Below are 18,637 nucleotides of genomic sequence, written 5' to 3' on the forward strand. Positions count from 1 at the left end.
CAAGGTGGCCTCTGCGCTGGATTTTCGCGGATGAGATCCGCTCCTACATTATTCGTACCGGGCCTATCCCCCGAGGGATATATACACCCCGAAAGCCCCGTTGATAGCGTGTTCGGCAACAACGAGAACAACTATCGAGAGGCGCGCGGTGATGGATTCCAGCCAGGTCTTCGACATCGAATTCCGCAACGTGGTCAAGCGCTACGGCAGCGTGCAGGCGGTCAACGGCCTGAGCTTCAAGGTGCGTCGCGGCGCCTTCCATTCCTTCCTCGGCAGCTCCGGCTGCGGCAAGACCACCACCCTGCGGATGATTGCCGGCTTCGAGCAGCCCAGCGAAGGCGAGGTGCTGCTGGCCGGCAAGCCGGTGGCCGGGATTCCCGCGCACCAGCGCCCGGTGAACATGGTGTTCCAGCACTACGCGCTGTTCCCGCACCTGACGGTGGCCGAGAACATCGCCTACGGCCTGCGCTACCGCACGCCTCGCCCGGACCGCGCCGCCCAGCGCCGCATGGCTGACGAGGCGCTGGAGATGGTGCGCCTGTCCGGCTTCGGCGCGCGCAAGCCGCACGAGCTTTCCGGCGGCCAGCAGCAACGCGTGGCGCTGGCCCGCGCGCTGGTCAACAAGCCCACCGTGCTGCTGCTCGACGAGCCCCTGGCAGCGCTGGACCGCAAGCTGCGCAAGGAGATGCAGTCCGAGCTGCTGCGCCTGCAGCGCGAGGTCGGCATCACCTTCGTGCTGGTCACCCACGACCAGGAAGAGGCGCTGTCGATGAGCGACAGCATCAGCATCATGAAGGACGGCCTGATCATCCAGACCGCCAGTCCCGAAGCCCTCTACGAGACCCCGGCGAGCCGCTACGTGGCCGACTTCATCGGCGAGTCCAACCTGTTCTCCGGCACCGTGCGCCGCCTCGATGGCGACCGCGTGGTGCTGGGCACCGCCACCGGCCTCGAACTGAGCAGCCCGCAGACGCCCACGGGCCCCGCGCTGGCGCCGCAGACCGAGGGCTGCATCGCGGTGCGCCCGGAGCTGGTCGGCATCGCCGCCGACGACGCCGACCTCGCGCGCGAAGTGCGCCTGCGCGGCTGCGTCGAGGACCGCATCTACCTGGGCAACCTCACCGAGTACCGGGTGCGCACCGACGCTTTCGGCATCGTCTGCGTGCGCGTGCCGCGCCAGGGCGGGGAGGGCGGTGACGGCTTCGGCCACGGCGCGCGCGTGCAGGTCGGCTGGAACCAGGCCAGCGGGCTGGCCATGACCCTCTGAGTTTTTCGCCGCGCCGGGCGGCGCGGCACTCGACGATCCAACACTAACGACAATCAGCAGACAGGCGGGGAGTGACGATGGACAAGAAGAGCTTCATCAAGACGATGCGCAGCTGGGAAAACGGTTCCATCACCCGCCGCGAGTTCCTCGGCCGCACCGGCCTGGGGCTGGCGGCGGCGGTGGTGGCGGCAAACACGCCGGGCCTGCTGCTGGGCAAGGCCTACGCCGGCGAGGGCAGCAACCTGGGCGACCGCGTGACCCTGGCGACCTGGCCGAACTACCACAACCCGGAGAACTTCGACGCCTTCGCCAAGGCCACCGGCGCGCGGGTGCAGATGAACGTGTTCGGCTCCAACGAGGAGATGCTCGCCAAGCTGCAGGCCGGCGGCAGCGGCTGGGACGTCTTCGTGCCGACCAACTACACCATCAGCACCTACGTGAAGCTCGGCCTGATCGAGCCGCTGGACCTCTCGCGCATCCCCAACTTCGATGCCAAGGACTTCCAGGAACGCTTCATGGCCCAGGGCACGGTGGACGGCAAGGTCTACGCCGTGCCGAAGAACTGGGGCACCACCGGCATCGTCTATGACGCCAGCCACATCAAGGGCAGCCCGGACTCCTGGAAGCAGTTCTGGGACCTGACCCTGACCAGCGCCTCGGGCCGCACCATCGTCCACGACTACCAGCTCACCGCCATCGGCAACGCGCTGAAGTACTACGGCTACAGCTTCAACTCGCTGGACCCGAAGGAACTCGCCGAGGCCGAGAAGCTGCTGATCCAGGCCAAGCCGCACCTGTTCGCCATCAACTCCGACATCCAGCCCTCGCTGCGCAACGGCGATGCCTGGATGGCCATGGCCTGGACCGGCGACGCCTCGCAGCTGCACCGCGACAACAAGGACATGACCTTCGTGCTGGGCAAGGAAGGCGGCGAAATCTGGAGCGACTTCTTCGCCATTCCCAAGGGCTCCGAGCACAAGGACGCCGCCTACGCCTTCATCAACTACCTGCTCGACCCGCAGCACAACAAGCTGGAGGTCGAGGCCCACGGCTACCCGAGCGGTGACAGCCGGGTCGATGCGCTGCTGCCCAAGGCGATGCTCGACGACCCGATCATGTACCCGGCGGCTGAACGCCTCTCGCCGCTGGAGTTCGGTGCCGCAGCAACCCTCACCAGCCCGGCGCGCGCCGAGCTGATGGCGCGGTTCAAGGCTGCCTGACGGTTTCTGGGTTCCCGCGTTCGCGGGAATGACGGGGGGCACCAATCGTCGCCCCGCGTTCGCGGGGTTTCCAATCGTCTTCCCCGCGAACGCGGGGACCCAGTGAACCGCAATGCCCAGGCGACAAATCCATGCGTAGGGAATCGAACATGAACATCGCTGTCAGCGCCCCGTTGCCGCAGACGCAGGCGACGCCCCCGGTGTCGCGCGCCAGAAGTCTCGGCCGGCGCGTCACCCTGCTCCTGCTGCTGCCTTCCACCCTCTGGTTCCTGCTCATGCTGCTGATGCCGCTGGTGATCATCCTGGTCTTCAGCTTCGGCGAGCGCAGCGCGGTGGGCGGCTACGGCGGCGGGCTGACGCTGGAGAACTACCTGAACCTCGGCTCGCGCGCCCAGGCCTTCTGGAACACCCTGACCCTCGCCCCGTTGGGCACCCTGGCCTGCCTGCTGGCGGCCTATCCGCTGGCGTACTTCCTGGCGGTGAAGGTGCGGAGCAACAAGTCGCTGCTGCTGACCCTGGTGATAGTGCCGTTCTGGACCAGCTTCCTGATCCGCACCTACGCCTGGATCTTCATCCTCAGCGGCAAGGGCATCCCGGCGCTGCTGGAAACCTTCGGCATCGCCGACGTGCGCCTGATCAACACGCCCTGGGCGGTGCTGATCGGCATCGTCTACGGCTACCTGCCGCTGATGGTGTTCCCCATCTACGTGACCCTGGAGAAGCTCGACAAGCGCCTGCTGGAAGCCTCCGGCGACCTCGGCGCGAGCGGGTTCGAGACCTTCCGCCGGATCACCCTGCCGCTGTCGGCGCCGGGCGTGATCACCGGGGTGATGCTGGTGTTCATCCTGCTGATGGGCGAGTTCCTGATCCCGGCGATCCTCGGCGGCGGCAAGGTGTTCTTCGTCGGCAACGCCCTGGTCGACCTGTTCCTGCAGTCGCGCAACTGGCCGTTCGGCAGTGCGGTGGCCATGACCCTGGTGGCGATGATGCTGGCGATCATCGGCCTATACCTGAAACTCGCCGCGCGCTTCGGCGGGCCGCGCAACGACGGGGTGCTCTGAGATGTGGCTGCGCAGCTATTCGACGTCGATCTACCTGTTCCTCTATGCGCCCATCGCGCTGATCATGCTCTTCGCCTTCAACGCAGGGCGCAGCGGGCTGAGCTTCCAGTGCTGCTCGGTGCAGTGGTTCGGCCGCGCCTTCGGCAACCCCTTCATCATGGAAGCGCTGGGCAACAGCGCGATCATCGCCACCTGCTCGGCGCTGATCGCCACGCTGTTCGGCACCCTCGCGGTGTTCGGCCTGCAGCGCGTGGGCAAGCGAGTGCGCCTGCTGTTCGATGCGCTGACCTACTGCGCGATCATCGTGCCGGGGATCGTCATCGGCATCGCCACGCTAATCGCCTTCATCACCCTGTTCGACGTGCTCAACCCGCTGCTGGCGGCCCTGGAACTGGGCCTGCCGAAACTGAACATGGGCTTCGGCACCGTGGTCGCGGCGCACTCGCTGTTCACCATGGCGCTGGTGATGGTGATCGTCCGCACCCGCGTCGAGGCCATGGACAAGGCGCTGCTGGAAGCTTCCGCCGATCTCTACGCGCCGCCCCTGGACACCTTCTGGCGGGTGACCTTGCCGCAGATCGCCCCGGCGATCCTGGCCGGCTTCCTGCTCGCGTTCACCTTCAGCTTCGACGATTTCATCATCGCCTTCTTCGTCGCCGGCTCCGAGACCACGCTGCCGATCTACATCTTCTCCTCGATCCGCCGCGGCATCACCCCGGAGATCAACGCCATTTCCACGGTGATCATCTGCGCCTCGCTGGCGCTGCTGTTCACCTCCCGCTACCTGCAGAACCGCCGTGCCGGCGTTCAGACCGCCTGAGGCTACAAGGAGACGTGCGATGCGCGACCAGCTGTACATCAATGGGCAATGGGTGAGCCCGGACCTGGGCGGACGCTTCACCAGCTTCGACCCGGCCACCGGGCGGCCCCTGCGCGAAGTGCCGGCGGCCACCGAAGAAGACGTCGACCACGCCGTGCGCGCGGCGCGCCAGGCGTTCAATCGCGGGTGGGGGCAGAGCCGTGGCGCCGAACGCGCCGAGTGGCTGCAAGCGCTGGCCAACGAACTGGAACGCAACCAGGCGGAGCTGGCCGAACTGGAAGTGCGCGACAACGGCAAGCCGCTGCCCGAGGCGCAGTGGGACGTGGCCGACGCCATCGGTTGCTTCCGCTATTACGCGGAGCTGGCCGCAGAGCTCGACCAGCGCCAGGACCAGACGCTGGCGCTGCCCGACGAGCGCTTCCGCTGCCGCGTCCGCCACGAGCCGGTGGGCGTGGCCGGGCAGATCATCCCCTGGAACTACCCGCTGCTGATGGCGGCCTGGAAGGTGGCTCCGGCGTTGGCCGCCGGCGCGACCTGCGTGCTCAAGCCGTCCGAGCTGACGCCGCTGAGCGCGCTTGAACTGGCCGCTGCCGCCGACGCCATCGGCCTGCCGGCGGGCGTGCTGAACGTGCTGCCGGGGCTTGGCGCCGATGCCGGCGGGCCGCTCAGCCAGCATCCGGGCGTGGACAAGCTGGCCTTCACCGGCAGCGTGCCGACTGGGGCGAAGATCATGTCGGCGGCGGCCCAGGACATCAAGAACGTCAGCCTGGAGCTGGGCGGCAAGTCGGCCTTCATCGTCTTCGACGACAGTGATGTCGAGGCGGCGGTGGAATGGATTCTCTTCGGCATCTTCTGGAACCAGGGGCAGGTGTGCTCGGCGACCTCGCGGCTGCTGGTGCAGGAGGGCATCGCCCCACGCCTGATCGAGCGCCTGGTCGAGGCGACGCGCGCCATCACCATCGGCAATGGCCTGCAGCCGGGCGTGCTGCTCGGCCCGCTGGTCAGCCAGGGGCAATACGACAAGGTGCTGGGCTTCGTCGAACAGGGCAAAGCCTGCGGCGCGAAGCTGCTCACCGGCGGACGGCGTCCGGCGGGGCTGAACGAGGGCTGGTTCGTCGAGCCGGCGATCTTCGACGAGCCGGCGGAGAACGCCATCGTCTGGCGCGAGGAAATCTTCGGGCCGGTGCTCTGCGTGAAGCGCTTCAAAACCGAGACCGAGGCGCTGCGCCTGGCCAACGACAGCCGCTTTGGCCTGGCCGGCGCGGTAATGTCGGGCGACCCGCAGCGCGCCGCGCGAGTGGCCAACGGGCTGCGCGCCGGCATCGTCTGGGTCAACTGCTCCCAGCCGACCTTCACCCAGGCGCCCTGGGGCGGCATGAAGCAGAGCGGTATCGGCCGCGAGCTGGGCGTGTGGGGGCTGGAGAACTACCTGGAGGTGAAGCAGGTGACCGAGTACGTTTCGGACCAGCCGTGGGGGTGGTACCTGAAATAAATGCAGGTGCTGCGTCCGACTGTCGAAGAGCCTTCGCGCCTTCAGATCGCCCGCTGCATGTAGCGGTGGCTGGAGACGCCAGGCAGGGTCGAGACGCGCTCTTCCTGCACCTCGAAGCCCAGCTTCTCGTACAGCGCCTGGGCGCGCGGGTTGGCCGCCGAGACGTCCAGCGCTGCGGTCTTCAGGCCGGCGCGGCGGCCGCGCTCGAGGAAGTGTTCGATCAACTCGCGGCCCACGCCCTGGCTGCGCAGGCTCGGGTCGACGCCCAGGTGGGCCAGGTACAGCGTGTGCTTGGGCGGCGGGCAGATGATCTTCTCCAGCTGCAGGCCGTGGTGGATCACGCCGACCGAACCCAGGCCGAAGTAGCCGAGGATCTGCCGCGCCGCGGCGAGCAGGTAGCCGAGGTTGGCTTCGCCGCCGAAGATCGTTCCCGCCGCGACGACCTTGCCGTCCAGCTCGCCCACCGTGTGCTGGCGCCAGCCGAACTGGCCGCCGCCGTGCAGGAAGGCGCGGCGCAGGAAGTCCTGGGCGCTGTTGCGGCCGGGGCGGGCGAAGGCGTAGTCGAAGGCATCGGGGCCGGAGCTGTAGATCAGCGGGATGGCGGCGTCGACGTCTTCGGGGCGGGCCGGGCGGAAGCTCAGGGGCATGGTCTCGGACTCGGCAGGGCTGGGAGTCGAGAATCTAGCACTATGGTTCCAGATTCAGCCAGTGCAGCGCGCCATGCCCAGCCACTCGGCCGCTGGCGAAGCATGCGGTGAGCAGGTAGCCGCCGGTGGGCGCCTCCCAGTCGAGCATTTCGCCGGCGCAGAACACGCCGGGCAGGGCCTTGAGCATCAGCTGCTTATCCACAGCCTCGAAAGTGACGCCGCCGGCGCTGCTGATGGCCTCGTCCAGCGGACGCGCGCGCACCACGCTCAGCGGCAGCGCCTTGATCAACCCGGCCAGGCGCTGCGGATCGGCGTAGTCGGCGGCTGTGGACAACTCACGCAACAGGCCGGCGCGCACGCCGTCCAGGCCGAGCTTGCCGCGCAGGTGGTTGGCCATGGACTTGGAGCCGCGCGGCTGGGCGAGTGCCTTGGCGATCTGTTCGGCACTGCGGTTGGGCAGCAGGTCTAGGTACACGGTGGCCTTGCCATCGCGGGCGATGCGTTCGCGGATCGGTGCCGAAAGCGCATAGACCAGGCTGCCCTCGATGCCGCCGGCGGTGACCACGAATTCACCTTGGCGCGGCTCGCTTCCATCCACGCTCAAGGCGACCGGCTTGACCGGCGCGCCGGCGAACTTGTCGCGGAAGAACTCGCTCCAGCCCTCGACCTCGAAGCCGCAGTTGGACGGCCGCAGTGCGGCGACTTCCACCCCGCGCGCCTCCAGCAGCGGCACCCAGGCACCATCGGAGCCCAGGCGCCGCCAGCTGCCGCCGCCCAGGGCGAGCACGGTGGCGTCGGCCTGCAGGGCCTGACGGCCCTCGGGCGTTTCGATCAGTGCGCGGCCCTGTTCGTCCCAGCCCAGCCAGCGGCTGCGGGTGTGGATATCCACACCCTGCTCGCGCAGGCGCTTGAGCCAGGCGCGCAGAAGCGGCGCGGCCTTCATGTCGGTGGGGAAGACCCGGCCCGAAGTGCCGACGAAGGTTTCGATGCCGAGGCCGTGAATCCAGCGGCGCAGCGCTTCGCTGTCGAAGCCGGCGAGCAGCGCGCCGACTTCCTCGCGGCGCTCGCCGTAGCGGGCGACGAAGGCGTCCTGCGCTTCGGAATGGGTGATGTTCATGCCGCCCACGCCGGCCAGCAGGAACTTGCGCCCGACCGAGGGCATGGCGTCGTACAGCGCCACGCGCACGCCCGCGCCGGCCAGCACTTCGGCGGCCATCAGGCCGGCGGGGCCGCCGCCGATGACGAGGGCGCTGCGAGGGGACGAAGGCTGGGACTGGCTCATGGGCGTGCAGGGTCGGGAAAGAGGGCACGCATTCTAGCCTAGCCGGGTGACGGCTGGTCATTTTCCGGGCAATGCGCCGCTGGCGCTGTGCCATGCGGGGTCGCCGCGAGTGGGCCCAGTTTATCCACAGAATGCTCCACAGGATCGGTGGACAACGCCTTGCCGAACGGCTGTTCAAAATTCGACCATTCGTCGGCGAGCCATGTGGGGTGGGGCTTCCAGGCGGTGCTCCGCAGCTTGTCCACAGGTTGTTCCACAGTCCCGGTGGACAATTCAATCCATCCCCAATCGCTCCCACACCCGCTGGGCACTGTGATGCAGGATGCCGTGGCGACGCGCCAGGGCCTGGCGGTCCTTGTCGTAGCCACCGCCGATCACGCCGAGCACCGGAATGTCGCGGGCCAGGCAGCGCTCGATCACGCGCTCGTCGCGCGCGGCCAGGCCCTCGTCGGTGAGGTTCAGGTAGCCGAGTGCATCGTCCTTGTGCACATCCACACCGGCGTCGTAGAGCACCAGGTCGGGCTGGTACAGCGGTAGGAGGTAGTCGAGCGCCTCGTCCACCACGCGCAGGTAGTCGGCGTCGCCCATGTGCAGCGGCAGCGGGATGTCCCAGTCGCTCTGCGCCTTGCGCGCGGGGAAGTTCTTCTCGCAGTGCAGCGAGACGGTGATGGCATCCGGCACGTGCTCCAGGATGCGCGCGGTGCCGTCGCCCTGGTGCACGTCGCAGTCGAAGATCAGCACCCGCCCGGCGCGGCCGCTTTCCAGCAGGTAGAGGGCGATCACCGCGAGGTCGTTGAAGATGCAGAAGCCAGAGGCATGGTCGAAGTGTGCGTGGTGCGTGCCGCCGGCGAGGTGGCAGGCCAGGCCGTGCTGCAGGGCCAGATCGGCGCCGAGCAGCGAGCCGCCCACTGCGCGCACGGTGCGCCGAGCCAGTTCTTCGCTCCAGGGCAGGCCGAGGCGGCGCAGCTCCTCGTGGCTCATGTTGCCGCTGCAGTAGCGCTCGATATAGGCGCGGTCGTGGGCCAGGGCGAGGATATCCTGCGAGCACAGCTCGGGCCGCAGCAGCGCTTCGTCGCAGGTCAGGCCGCTGTCCACCAGGTGCTCCTTGAGCAGGCGGAACTTCTCCATCGGAAAACGATGGTTGGCGGGGAAGGGCGGGCTGTAGTCGTCGTGGTAGACCAGGGGCAGCGGCATGGTGCGGGGCTCGGGGAGGGCAGCAGCAAGGGTACGCCGAGGGCTCGCCACTAGGCCAGAAGCGTGTCCCGTCGCGGGGCATGGGGCACAATAGCGGATTGTCGAAACGCGCCGAGGTGAACCATGCAACTGCCCAGCCTGAGCACCGACCGCCTGCTGCTGCGCCCCTGGCGCGAGGGCGACCTGCAGGCCTTCGCCGCGCTGAATGCGGACCCCGAGGTGATGCGGCATTTCCCCAATTGCATGAGCCGCGAGGAAAGCGATTCCCTGGCCGCGCGCATCCACGAGCACTTCGCCGAGCACGGCTTCGGCCAGTGGATCGTCGAGCGCCGCAGTGATGGCGCCTTCCTCGGGGTGGTCGGCGTGCAGCATGTGAACTTCGAGGCGAGCTTCACCCCGGCGGTGGAAATTGGCTGGCGCCTGAACCACGCCTTCTGGCGCCAGGGCTATGCACTGGAAGCGGCGCGCGCGGTCCTGCAGTACGCCTTCGCCCATCTGCAACTGGACGAAGTGGTCGCCTTCACCGTGCCGGCCAACCTGCCGTCCCAAGGGCTGATGCAGCGCCTCGGCATGCAGCGCGAAGCGGCTCTCGATTTCGAGCACCCGCGCCTGCCGCAAGGCCACCCGCTGCGCCCGCACGTGCTCTACCGCATCACCCGTATGCAGTGGCTGGAGGGCAGACTTGAGCGTGATCGACGACATCCGCGCCTACCACGCGCTGAGCTGCCACGAGCCGCAACGCTTCGCGCCGGGCCCTGGCCAGTTGGACTGGGCGACCCAGCCCGCCGCTTTCCGCCGTTATGCCGGCGCACGGCTGATCGAACTGCTGCACCGCCCGCAGGAAGAGTCGCCGGGCTACGACCTGGCCTTCGCCGGGCCGATCGGCGAGCCCGCGCCGCTGGACCTAGCCAGCCTCTCGCAACTGCTCTACGACAGCCTGGCCATCTCCGCCTGGAAGGAATCCGGCGGCAGCCGCTGGGCGCTGCGGGTCAACCCGTCGAGCGGCAACCTGCACCCGACCGAGGCCTACCTGCTGCTGCCGGCCGAGGCTGTGGACAAGTCCGCCGTGCTCGCCCACTACAGCGCCGACGAGCATGTGCTGGAAGTGCGCGCCGAGCTGCCCGCCGCGCTGACTTTGCCTGACGGCGGCGCGCTGCTGGCGCTGTCCAGCATCCCCTGGCGCGAGGCCTGGAAATACGGCGAGCGCGCCTATCGCTACTGCAACCACGACCTCGGCCACGCACTGGCCTGCCTGTCCATCGCGGCGAGTATTCAGGGCTGGGAAGTGCGGCTGCTGCATGGCGTCGCCGAGAGTCGGCTGGATGCCGTGTTCGGCCTGGACCGCGAAGGCTTCCACGAGCACGAGGCGGTCGATGCGCTGCTGTGGATAGGTCCGCCGCGCGACAGCGAACCGCGTCTGGCCGAGTCGCTGCTGCAAGGCATTTCCGCACTGGAGCTCGCCGGCGAGCCCAATCGTCTGTCGCGCCAGTACCGCCACTGGCCGGAGCTGGAGCGTGTGCATTCGCTGTGCCGCGCCCCGGTACTGGCGCCCGTCGATGGGGCACTGCCGCGCCGCGAAGCAATGGTGGATAACCCAGGTTTGCCGCTGCGGCCGATCCTGCACCGGCGGCGCAGCGCGCAGTCCATGGACGGGCGCTCCGGCATTCACGCCGAGTTGCTTTACGCCTGGCTGCGTCGGCTGATGCCCGAAAACTCGCCCGTGCCTTTCGCGAGTACCGGCGAACCGCCGCGCATCGACCTGCTGCTGTTCGTCCACCGCGTCCAGGGCCTGGCGCCGGGACTCTACTGGCTGGGCCGAAGCGGCCGTACGCCGGGTGGCTTGCGCGAAGACTTCCTCTGGGAACGCGCCGACGGCGAGCTGCCGCTATACCGCCTGCTGCAAGGCGACGCGCGCCAGCTCTCGGCGTTCCTCTCCTGCGGCCAGGACATCGCCAGCGATGGCTGTGTCGCCTTCGCCATGCTCGCCGATCTCGATGCCGCGCTCGCCGAGGGCGCCTGGACTTATCCACGGCTGTATTGGGAGTGCGGGCAGATCGGCCAGTTGCTTTACCTGGAGGCCGAGGCGGCGGGGATTTCCGGCACCGGCATCGGCTGCTATTTCGATGCGGCGGTGCAGGAATTGCTGGGCGAGGGAACGGACCAGCTGGTCAGCCTCTATCATTTCACCCTCGGCCGCGCGGTATGGGACACTCGCCTCACTAGCCTGCCCGCATACCCCCAGCCGCGCCGCCCGCACCCCATTCGCAGTACCGATTTCGAGGAACCGACATGACCCAGATCCTGGACAACCTGGTGGATTTGCTGAGCCTGGAAGCCATCGAGGAAAACCTCTTCCGGGGCATCAGCCAAGACCTCGGATTCCGCCAGCTTTACGGCGGCCAGGTGCTCGGCCAGGCGCTCTCGGCGGCCAGCCAGACGGTCGACCCGGCGCGCCACGTGCACTCCATGCACGGCTACTTCCTGCGCCCGGGCGATGCCAGCATGCCGGTGGTCTACCAGGTCGACCGCGTGCGCGATGGCGGCACCTTCAGCACCCGTCGCGTCACCGCGATCCAGAAGGGCCAGCCGATCTTCGCCCTGAGCACCTCCTTCCAGACCGAGGAAGAGGGCTTCCACCACCACATCCCGATGCCCGATGTGGTCGGCCCGGAGAACCTGCCGACCGACCTCGAGCTCAAGCAGCGCAGCATCGCCCAGTTCCCCGAGCGCATCCGCGACAAGCTGCTGTATCCCAAGCCCATCGAGATTCGCCCGGTCACCCAGAACGACCCCTACGATCCTTCGGTGGGCGAGCCGATCAAGTACCTCTGGCTGCGCGCCGACGGCAAGCTGCCGGACGTGCCGGCCCTGCACAAATACATCCTGGCGTACGCCTCGGACTTCGGCTTCCTCACCACCTCGCTGCTGCCCCACGGCCGCTCGGTGTGGCAGAAGGACATGCAGGTCGCCACCATCGACCATTCCGTATGGTTCCACCGCGACCTGCGCGCGGACGAGTGGCTGCTGTACGCCATCGACAGCCCCTGGGCCGGCAACGGCCGCGGCTTCGTGCGTGGCAGCATCTTCAACCGCGACGGCCAGTTGGTCGCCTCGGCGACCCAGGAAGGCCTGATCCGCCGCCGCGAGGACTGGGCATGATCCCGGCGCAGATCCGCCACTGGGTGTTCGACATGGACGGCACCCTGACCCTGGCGGTGCATGACTTCCCGGCCATCAAGCGGGCCCTGGGCATTCCCCAGGAAGACGACATCCTCCACCACCTGGCGGCGCTGCCCGAAGCCGAGGCGGCCGCCAAGCACGCCTGGCTGCTGGAGCACGAGCGCGAACTGGCCCTGGCCTCGACGGCTGCGCCGGGCGCGGTCGACCTGGTGCGTGCGCTGCATGAAGGCGGCTACCGCCTCGGCATCCTCACCCGCAATGCCCACGAGCTGGCGCTGGTTACCCTGCAGGCCATCGGCCTGGGCGACTGCTTCCACACCGAGGACATCCTCGGTCGCGGCGAAGCCCAGCCCAAGCCCAGCCCGGATGGGCTGCTGCACCTGGCCGAACGCTGGCAGGTACAGCCCCGCGAGATGCTGATGATCGGCGACTACCGCTTCGACCTGGAATGCGGCCGCGCGGCGGGCAGCCACACGGCGCTGGTGAACCTGCCGGACAACCCCTGGCCGGAGCTGACCGACTGGCACGCCGCCGATTGCACGGCGCTGGGGCGGTTGGCCGGCGTTCTGGCGTAACACCAGAATGCGCATAACCACCTAGTGGTTATGCACCCTACGCAACCGAATACTCCTGTAGGGCGAATAACCCTTTGGGTTATCCGCCGTTGGCGATGGGTTCGCGAGCAAGCTCGCTCCTACGAAGAGCAATCGTGCCGGTGCATAACCACCTCGTGGTTATGCACCCTACGAATCCGTGGGTTTCCGTAGGGCGAATAACCCTTTGGGTTATCCGCCGTTGGCGATGGGGTCGCGAGCAAGCTCGCTCCTGCGAAGAGCAATCGTGCTGGTGCATAACCAACTTGTGGTTATGCACCCTACGCAACCGGATGCTCCCGTAGGGCGAATGACCCTACGGGCTATCCGCCGCTGTCGACTTACAGCTCCGGCGTCCAGGTCAGCGCCAGCAGCGCGGTGCGGCCGGCTTCGCGGTAGGCGAAGGTTTCGGTGGGGAAGCCTGCCGGGTCGGTTGGCCGTTGGTAGGTTGCCTGGGCGTAGTCGCGGTCCAGCAGGTTCTGCACCTTCAGGTCCCAGCGGATGCTTTCGCTGAACAGCCAGCTGCCGCGCACATCCAGCACGCCGTAGCCGCCGAGCTGTTCGCTGTTCGCAGCGTCTGCATAGCTGTTGCTCAGCGCGCGCCAGCTGCCGCCCAGGCCGAAGGCGCCGAACTGGCGGTCCAGGTCCAGGCTCAGGGTGCGGCGGGCGCGGCGCGGCAGGGTGTGGCCGGTGTCGCGGTCACGCGGGTCGATCACCGCTACGCCGAGGTTGGCTTGCCAGCCGTAGACCTCACGCGCCCAGTTCGCCTCGAAGCCGTTGATGCGCGCCTTGGCGATGTTCTCCGGCTGGTTGGCGGTGCTGTCCCAGGCGATCAGGTCGTCGACCTCGGTGCGGTAGATCGAGGCGTCCAGGTGGTTGCCGTCGAACTCGCCGCGCCATTGCAGCTCGTAGGTCTTCGAGGTCTCGGCCTTGAGGTTCGGGTTGCCGGCGCCGGGGTAGTAGAGGTCGCTGAAGGTCGGCGCGCGGAAGCCCTCGCCGTAGCTGGCGATCCAGCTCTGCTTGTCGCCCACCGGCAGGGTCAGGGCGCCGTTCCAGCTGTTCTGCGTGCCGTAGCGCTGGTTGTCGTCGTGGCGCAGGCCCAGCTCAGTGGAGAAGGCGTCGGCCTTGAAGCTGTGCTGGGCGAAGAAGGCGTGGTTCTCGCGGCTGTCCTCGGCGAACGTGGTGCTGCCGTCGACCTGGTCTTCGTACCAGTCGGCGCCCAGGGCCAGTTGGTTGCGCGGGTCCAGCTGCAGGCGGTTGATCCAGCTCGCCGAGTGGCGGGTGGTTTCCAGGCTGCCGTTGTTCCAGTCCTCGGCGGCGCCGACCGCCTTGTTGCGGTCGTAGCTGCGGCCCAGTTCGACGCGGCTGCTCCACATGTCGGTGAGCTGGCCTTCGAGGTAGCCGCTGTAGCTGCTGACACGGAACTCGTCGTGAGGCAGGCCCGGCGCGTAGCTGTAGGCGTCGTCGTATTCGCTGTCGCCGCGCTGGTCGTTGAGGCTGAAACCGGCCTTCCAGTCGTCGTTCAACTGGTGGTCGAGGTTCAGGTGCACGGCCTTGTTGCGCCGGCCGTCGTCGTCGCTGTCGGCGCCGCGGTTGTCGCGGGTCATGTCCCAGCCCTGGGTTTCGTCGAGGCTGGCGCCGAGGTTGAAGCGGGTGCGCTCGTCGCCACCGGCCAGCGAGGCGCTGCGCTCGAAGGTGCCGTGGTTGCCCGCCGCCAGGCGTACTTCCGGGTGCAGGCCGGTTTCGCCGCGACGGGTGAAGATCTGGATCACCCCGCCGATGGCGTCGGCGCCGTACAGCGAGGAGCGCGGACCGCGGGTCACTTCGACGCGCTCGATGTTGTCGATGCTCAGGTAGTCCAGGCGGGCGATGCCGCTGCTCGCCGAGGCGATGCGCTGGCCGTCGACCAGCACCAGGGTCTGCGCGGTGTTGCTGCCGCGCACCGAGTAGCTGATCAGCCCGGCGGCAGTGCTCACCTGCACGCCCGGCACGCGCTGCAGCAGCTCAGGCACGCTGCGGGCCTGCAGGCGCTCGATGTCGTCGCGGGTGAACACGGTGTTGGCCGAGGTGGCCTGGTCGCGCGGCTGCGCCATGCGCGCCGAGGTGATGACCATGTCCGGCAGCTTGTAGGCCTGCTCGGCATCGGTCGCGGCGAAGGAAGCCCCGGGCAGTACGGCGACGGCCAAGGCGAGACGGGAAAGCTTCATGGATTGGAATCCTCAAAAGTACGTCGGCGACTTTCGAGGAGGGCGGACAAGGACGGCTCGCGGCCGTGCTTGACGGTGCGGCCCTCCGCAACACCAGTCGGATCGCGTCGAGGGCGGTCTCCGGGCTGCCGACACGCACGCTCGCGGCCTTCCCATGCGTGTCGCACAGTGGCGGATCGGAGCGCGGCAGGCCGTGGCCTGCGGTCGGTTACCGTTGCGGGGGCAGCGCAGGTCTTTCACCTGCTTCCCGTTACCTCGAACGAAAACGGGCGCACCTTATAAGGGTGCGCCCGTCGCTGCAAGGCTCAGGGGGAGCAATGCGCCTAGCGGTCAGCCCAGCTGCGCCAGGCGCTCGGCGATGGCGCGCTCGATGCCGGCCGCGTCGAGGCCGCACTCGGCAAGCATCTGGCTCGGCTTGGCGTGCTCCACGTAGTAGTCCGGCAGGCCCAGGTGGAGGATCGGCTGCTGGCGGTTCTCGTGGGCGAGGAACTCGCTGACGGCGGCGCCGGCGCCACCCATCACGGCGTTCTCCTCGATGGTCACCAGCAACTCGTGGCTGTCGGCCAGCTCACGCACCAGGGCTTCGTCGAGCGGTTTGACGAAGCGCATGTCGACCACGGTCGCGTCGAAGCGCTCGGCCACCTGCAGGGCTTCGGCCAGCTGCACGCCGAAGGCGAGGATGGCGACCTTGCCGGCGCTGCCGCGGCGGCGAACCACGCCCTTGCCGATTTCCACCGGCTCCAGCGCCGGTTCGATCGGGGTGTTCGGGCCGCTGCCGCGCGGGTAGCGCACTGCCGCCGGGCCTTCGAACAGGTAGCCGGTGGTCAGCAGCTTGCGCAGCTCGTCTTCGTCGCTGGGCGTCATCACCAGGATGCCGGGGATGCAGCGCAGGTAGGAGAGGTCGAAGCTGCCCGCGTGGGTCGGGCCGTCTTCGCCGACCAGGCCGGCGCGGTCGATGGCGAAGAGCACGTCGAGGTTCTGCACTGCGACGTCGTGGATCAGCTGGTCATAACCGCGCTGCAGGAAGGTGGAGTAGATCGCCACCACCGGCTTGACGCCGTCGCAGGCCATGCCGGCCGCCAGGGTCACGGCGTGCTGCTCGGCGATGGCGACGTCGAAGTAGCGGTCCGGGAAGCGCTCGGCAAAGGCGACCAGGTCGGAGCCTTCCTTCATCGCCGGGGTGATGCCGACAAGGCGCGGGTCCTGCGACGCCATGTCGCACAGCCACTGGCCGAACACGTTCGAGTACTTCGGACCGCCGGCCTTCTTCGGCGCGGCGCCGGCCGGCTCCAGCTTGGTGATCGCGTGGTAGCCGATGGGGTCCAGTTCCGCCGGGCCGAAGCCCTTGCCCTTCTTGGTGATCACGTGGAGGAACTGCGGGCCCTTGAGGTCGCGCATGTTGCGCAGCGTGGCGACCAGGGTCGGCAGGTCGTGGCCGTCGATCGGGCCGATGTAGTTCCAGCCCAGCTCCTCGAAGAGGGTGCCGGGGACCAGCATGCCCTTGGCGTATTCCTCGGTGCGGCGGGCGATCTCCCAGGCGCCGGGCAGGCGCGAGAGCACCTTCTTGCTGCCTTCGCGCATGCTGCTGTAGGTGCGGCTGGAGAGGATCTTCGCCAGGTAGTTCGACAGGCCGCCGACGTTGTGCGAGATCGACATGTCGTTGTCGTTGAGGATCACCAGCATGTCGGCCTGCACGTCGGACGCGTGGTTCAGCGCCTCGAAGGCCATGCCGGCGGTCAGCGCGCCGTCACCGATCACCGCCACCGACTTGCGCCCCGAACCCTGCATGCGCGCGGCGATGGCCATGCCAAGCGCGGCGCTGATGGAGGTACTGGAATGCCCGACGCCGAAGGTGTCGTACTCGCTCTCGCTGCGGCGCGGGAAGGCGGCCAGGCCGTCCTTCTGGCGCAGCGTGCCCATGCGCTCGCGGCGGCCGGTGAGGATCTTGTGCGGGTAGGCCTGGTGGCCCACGTCCCACACCAGGCGGTCGTCCGGGGTGTCGAAGACGTAGTGCAGAGCGATGGTCAGCTCGACCACACCGAGGCCGGCGCCAAAGTGCCCGCCGGTCTGGCCGACGGTGTACAGCAGGTACTGGCGCAGTTCGTCAGCGAGGGTGACGAGCTCAGCCTCGCCGAGACGGCGCAGCTCGACCGGCGTGCTGGCTCGGTCCAGCAGGGGCGTGGCGGGGCGCTCGCGGGGAATCTCGTGGAACGTCGTGGGCATCGGGCTGATCGTTATAAGAGGCAAAGATGCGGAAGTTTACCCGATGCATCGGGCAGGCCCAAGCAAGGCGCGGCGCGTTCACGGGCAGACCGGATGGTCTGCAGCGTCGGCATGGGCTAGGCGGAATTACTGAGAAGGGGGGATGCAGGGGAATCTGACGGGGCGGTCCTTGCCCCGTGCGTCGATCAGCTGCGTCGCTCGACGATGTAGCGGGCCAGCTGGCGCAGTGGCTCGGCGTTGGCGTCGAAGCCTTCCAGCGCGGCCAGCGCCTGGTCGCGCAGGCCCAGGGCATAGGCCTTGGCGGCGTCGAGGCCGAGCAGCGCGGGGTAGGTAGGCTTGTCGTTCGCCTCGTCCTTGCCCTGGGTCTTGCCGAGGGTGGCGGTGTCGCTCTCCACGTCGAGGATGTCGTCCTGCACCTGGAACGCCAGGCCGATGGCCTTGGCGTAGTGGGAGAGGGCATCCAGACGGGTGGTATCGGCATTGCCGCTGGCCAGGGCGCCGAGGCGCACGCTGGCTTCGATCAGCGCGCCGGTCTTGTGCCGGTGCATGTTCTCCAGCGCCGCCTGGTCGATCTTGCGGCCCACGGATTCGAGGTCGATGGCCTGGCCGCCGACCATCCCGGCAGAACCGGCGGCACGCGCCAGGGCGGTGACCATGGCCAGCCGCGTATCGACGTCCTGCGGGTTGCGCACGGCATCGCCCAGCACCTCGAAGGCCAGCGCCTGCAGGCCGTCGCCAGCGAGGATCGCACAGGCCTCGTCGAAGGCGATGTGCGTGGTCGGCTGGCCACGGCGCAGGTCGTCGTCGTCCATCGCCGGCAGGTCGTCATGCACCAGCGAATAGGCGTGGATCAGCTCCACCGCGCAAGCCGCGCCATCGGCACGGGCGATGTCACCGCCCAGGGCCTCGCAGGCGGCATAGGCCAGCAGCGGGCGCACGCGCTTGCCGCCATTCACGACGCTGTAGCGCATGGCCTGGTAGATGCGGGTGAGTTCGGGGCGGGGAGCAACGAAAAGGGCGTCGAGCGCGGCATCGACACGCGCCTGGCAGCGCGCCTGGTACTCGCTGATCATGCTTCGTCGCCCGCCGAATCGAAGGGCGCCTCGCTCAGCTCGCCATCGCGCTCCAGGAGGATCTGCACCTTCTGCTCGGCCTGGCTGAGCGCCGACTGGCAATCACGGGTCAGGCGGATGCCCTGCTCGAAGGCACCGAGCGAATCCTCCAGGGACAGCTCGCCACTCTCCAGGCGTTCCACCAGGGTTTGCAGTTCAGCGAGGGACTGCTCGAAATCGACGGCTTTCTTGCGGGCCATGGGGACTCTCGGCGGGGGTGTTCAAAACCCGGCGACACTAGCAGAGACGGGGCTTGCGGGCAAATTTGCGGGGCTTTTGAGCGGGCTTCGGAAGCTCTCGATGAATACCGTGTGCATTGAGTCGAGAAGCACGTCCCTG

Annotated in this window: 15 protein-coding genes, 1 pseudogene and 1 riboswitch; of the genes and pseudogenes, 9 read left to right on the forward strand and 7 right to left on the reverse strand. The window is 68.2% G+C overall.

Features of this window, described 5'->3' with window-relative positions:
• The first annotated feature begins 151 nt into the window (after window positions 1-151).
• The 5 genes from PKB_RS04075 (at window position 152) to PKB_RS04095 (ending at window position 5,860) form a co-directional block, all read left to right on the forward strand.
• Window positions 152-1,267, forward strand: a complete 1,116-nt coding sequence (locus PKB_RS04075; RefSeq protein WP_043249216.1) for an ABC transporter ATP-binding protein — start codon at window positions 152-154, stop codon at window positions 1,265-1,267.
• Between the two features lie 77 nt (window positions 1,268-1,344).
• A complete protein-coding gene (locus PKB_RS04080) occupies window positions 1,345-2,487 on the forward strand; it encodes an ABC transporter substrate-binding protein (protein ID WP_043249217.1) in 1,143 nt (380 codons plus the stop codon).
• Window positions 2,488-2,636: 149 nt separating this feature from the next.
• Window positions 2,637-3,548 carry an ABC transporter permease gene (locus tag PKB_RS04085; protein ID WP_043249218.1) on the forward strand — a complete coding sequence of 304 codons (912 nt, stop codon included), beginning with the start codon at window positions 2,637-2,639 and terminating at the stop codon, window positions 3,546-3,548.
• 1 nt (window position 3,549) lies between these two features.
• Window positions 3,550-4,368, forward strand: a complete 819-nt coding sequence (locus PKB_RS04090) for an ABC transporter permease (RefSeq protein WP_043249219.1) — start codon at window positions 3,550-3,552, stop codon at window positions 4,366-4,368.
• 19 nt (window positions 4,369-4,387) lie between these two features.
• Window positions 4,388-5,860 (forward strand): aldehyde dehydrogenase family protein, encoded by a 1,473-nt coding sequence (locus PKB_RS04095; RefSeq protein ID WP_043249222.1) that lies wholly within the window; start codon window positions 4,388-4,390, stop codon window positions 5,858-5,860.
• Window positions 5,861-5,901: 41 nt separating this feature from the next.
• Here PKB_RS04095 and PKB_RS04100 read toward each other — a convergent pair whose 3' ends face one another.
• The 3 genes from PKB_RS04100 to PKB_RS04110 all read right to left on the reverse strand — a co-directional run bounded on the left by PKB_RS04100 (window position 5,902) and on the right by PKB_RS04110 (window position 8,983).
• The gene (locus tag PKB_RS04100) at window positions 5,902-6,507 is read right to left on the reverse strand and encodes a GNAT family N-acetyltransferase (protein ID WP_043249224.1); all 606 of its coding nucleotides are present in this window, start codon (window positions 6,505-6,507) and stop codon (window positions 5,902-5,904) included.
• A gap of 40 nt (window positions 6,508-6,547) precedes the next feature.
• Window positions 6,548-7,789: a TIGR03862 family flavoprotein gene (locus tag PKB_RS04105; RefSeq protein WP_043249226.1), complete on the reverse strand. Its 1,242-nt coding sequence runs from the start codon at window positions 7,787-7,789 to the stop codon at window positions 6,548-6,550.
• Between the two features lie 273 nt (window positions 7,790-8,062).
• The gene (locus PKB_RS04110) at window positions 8,063-8,983 is read right to left on the reverse strand and encodes a histone deacetylase family protein (protein ID WP_043256904.1); all 921 of its coding nucleotides are present in this window, start codon (window positions 8,981-8,983) and stop codon (window positions 8,063-8,065) included.
• 123 nt (window positions 8,984-9,106) lie between these two features.
• On the opposite strand from PKB_RS04110, the pseudogene PKB_RS28935 reads away from it, so the two are divergent.
• From PKB_RS28935 to PKB_RS04125, 4 genes and pseudogenes are all read left to right on the forward strand, one after another.
• Window positions 9,107-9,652, forward strand: a pseudogene (locus PKB_RS28935) (GNAT family N-acetyltransferase); the annotation flags it as partial.
• A 13-nt stretch (window positions 9,653-9,665) separates the two neighbouring features.
• Window positions 9,666-11,276 carry a nitroreductase family protein gene (locus PKB_RS04115; RefSeq protein WP_422613521.1) on the forward strand — a complete coding sequence of 537 codons (1,611 nt, stop codon included), beginning with the start codon at window positions 9,666-9,668 and terminating at the stop codon, window positions 11,274-11,276.
• The gene (gene tesB, locus PKB_RS04120) at window positions 11,273-12,142 is read left to right on the forward strand and encodes an acyl-CoA thioesterase II (RefSeq protein WP_043249228.1); all 870 of its coding nucleotides are present in this window, start codon (window positions 11,273-11,275) and stop codon (window positions 12,140-12,142) included. The genes PKB_RS04115 and tesB overlap by 4 nt, the downstream gene beginning before the upstream one ends.
• Complete coding sequence (locus PKB_RS04125) at window positions 12,139-12,738, forward strand: HAD family hydrolase (RefSeq protein ID WP_043249230.1); 600 nt, start codon at window positions 12,139-12,141, stop codon at window positions 12,736-12,738. Before tesB ends, PKB_RS04125 begins: the two co-directional genes overlap by 4 nt.
• Window positions 12,739-13,097: 359 nt before the next feature.
• Here PKB_RS04125 and PKB_RS04130 read toward each other — a convergent pair whose 3' ends face one another.
• The 4 genes from PKB_RS04130 to PKB_RS04145 all read right to left on the reverse strand — a co-directional run bounded on the left by PKB_RS04130 (window position 13,098) and on the right by PKB_RS04145 (window position 18,498).
• Window positions 13,098-14,963, reverse strand: a complete 1,866-nt coding sequence (locus PKB_RS04130) for a TonB-dependent receptor domain-containing protein (protein WP_043249232.1) — start codon at window positions 14,961-14,963, stop codon at window positions 13,098-13,100.
• 95 nt (window positions 14,964-15,058) lie between these two features.
• Window positions 15,059-15,257, reverse strand: a riboswitch (cobalamin riboswitch).
• 36 nt (window positions 15,258-15,293) lie between these two features.
• A complete protein-coding gene (gene dxs / locus PKB_RS04135; RefSeq protein WP_043249234.1) occupies window positions 15,294-17,186 on the reverse strand; it encodes a 1-deoxy-D-xylulose-5-phosphate synthase in 1,893 nt (630 codons plus the stop codon).
• Between the two features lie 185 nt (window positions 17,187-17,371).
• Entirely contained in the window at window positions 17,372-18,259 is an 888-nt protein-coding gene (ispA, locus tag PKB_RS04140; protein WP_043249236.1) for a (2E,6E)-farnesyl diphosphate synthase, read from the reverse strand.
• Window positions 18,256-18,498, reverse strand: a complete 243-nt coding sequence (locus PKB_RS04145) for an exodeoxyribonuclease VII small subunit (RefSeq protein WP_043249239.1) — start codon at window positions 18,496-18,498, stop codon at window positions 18,256-18,258. Before PKB_RS04145 ends, ispA begins: the two co-directional genes overlap by 4 nt.
• Between the last annotated feature and the right edge of the window lie 139 nt (window positions 18,499-18,637).

It is taken from the genome of Pseudomonas knackmussii B13 (genome assembly GCF_000689415.1).
Lineage (GTDB): Bacteria > Pseudomonadota > Gammaproteobacteria > Pseudomonadales > Pseudomonadaceae > Pseudomonas > Pseudomonas knackmussii.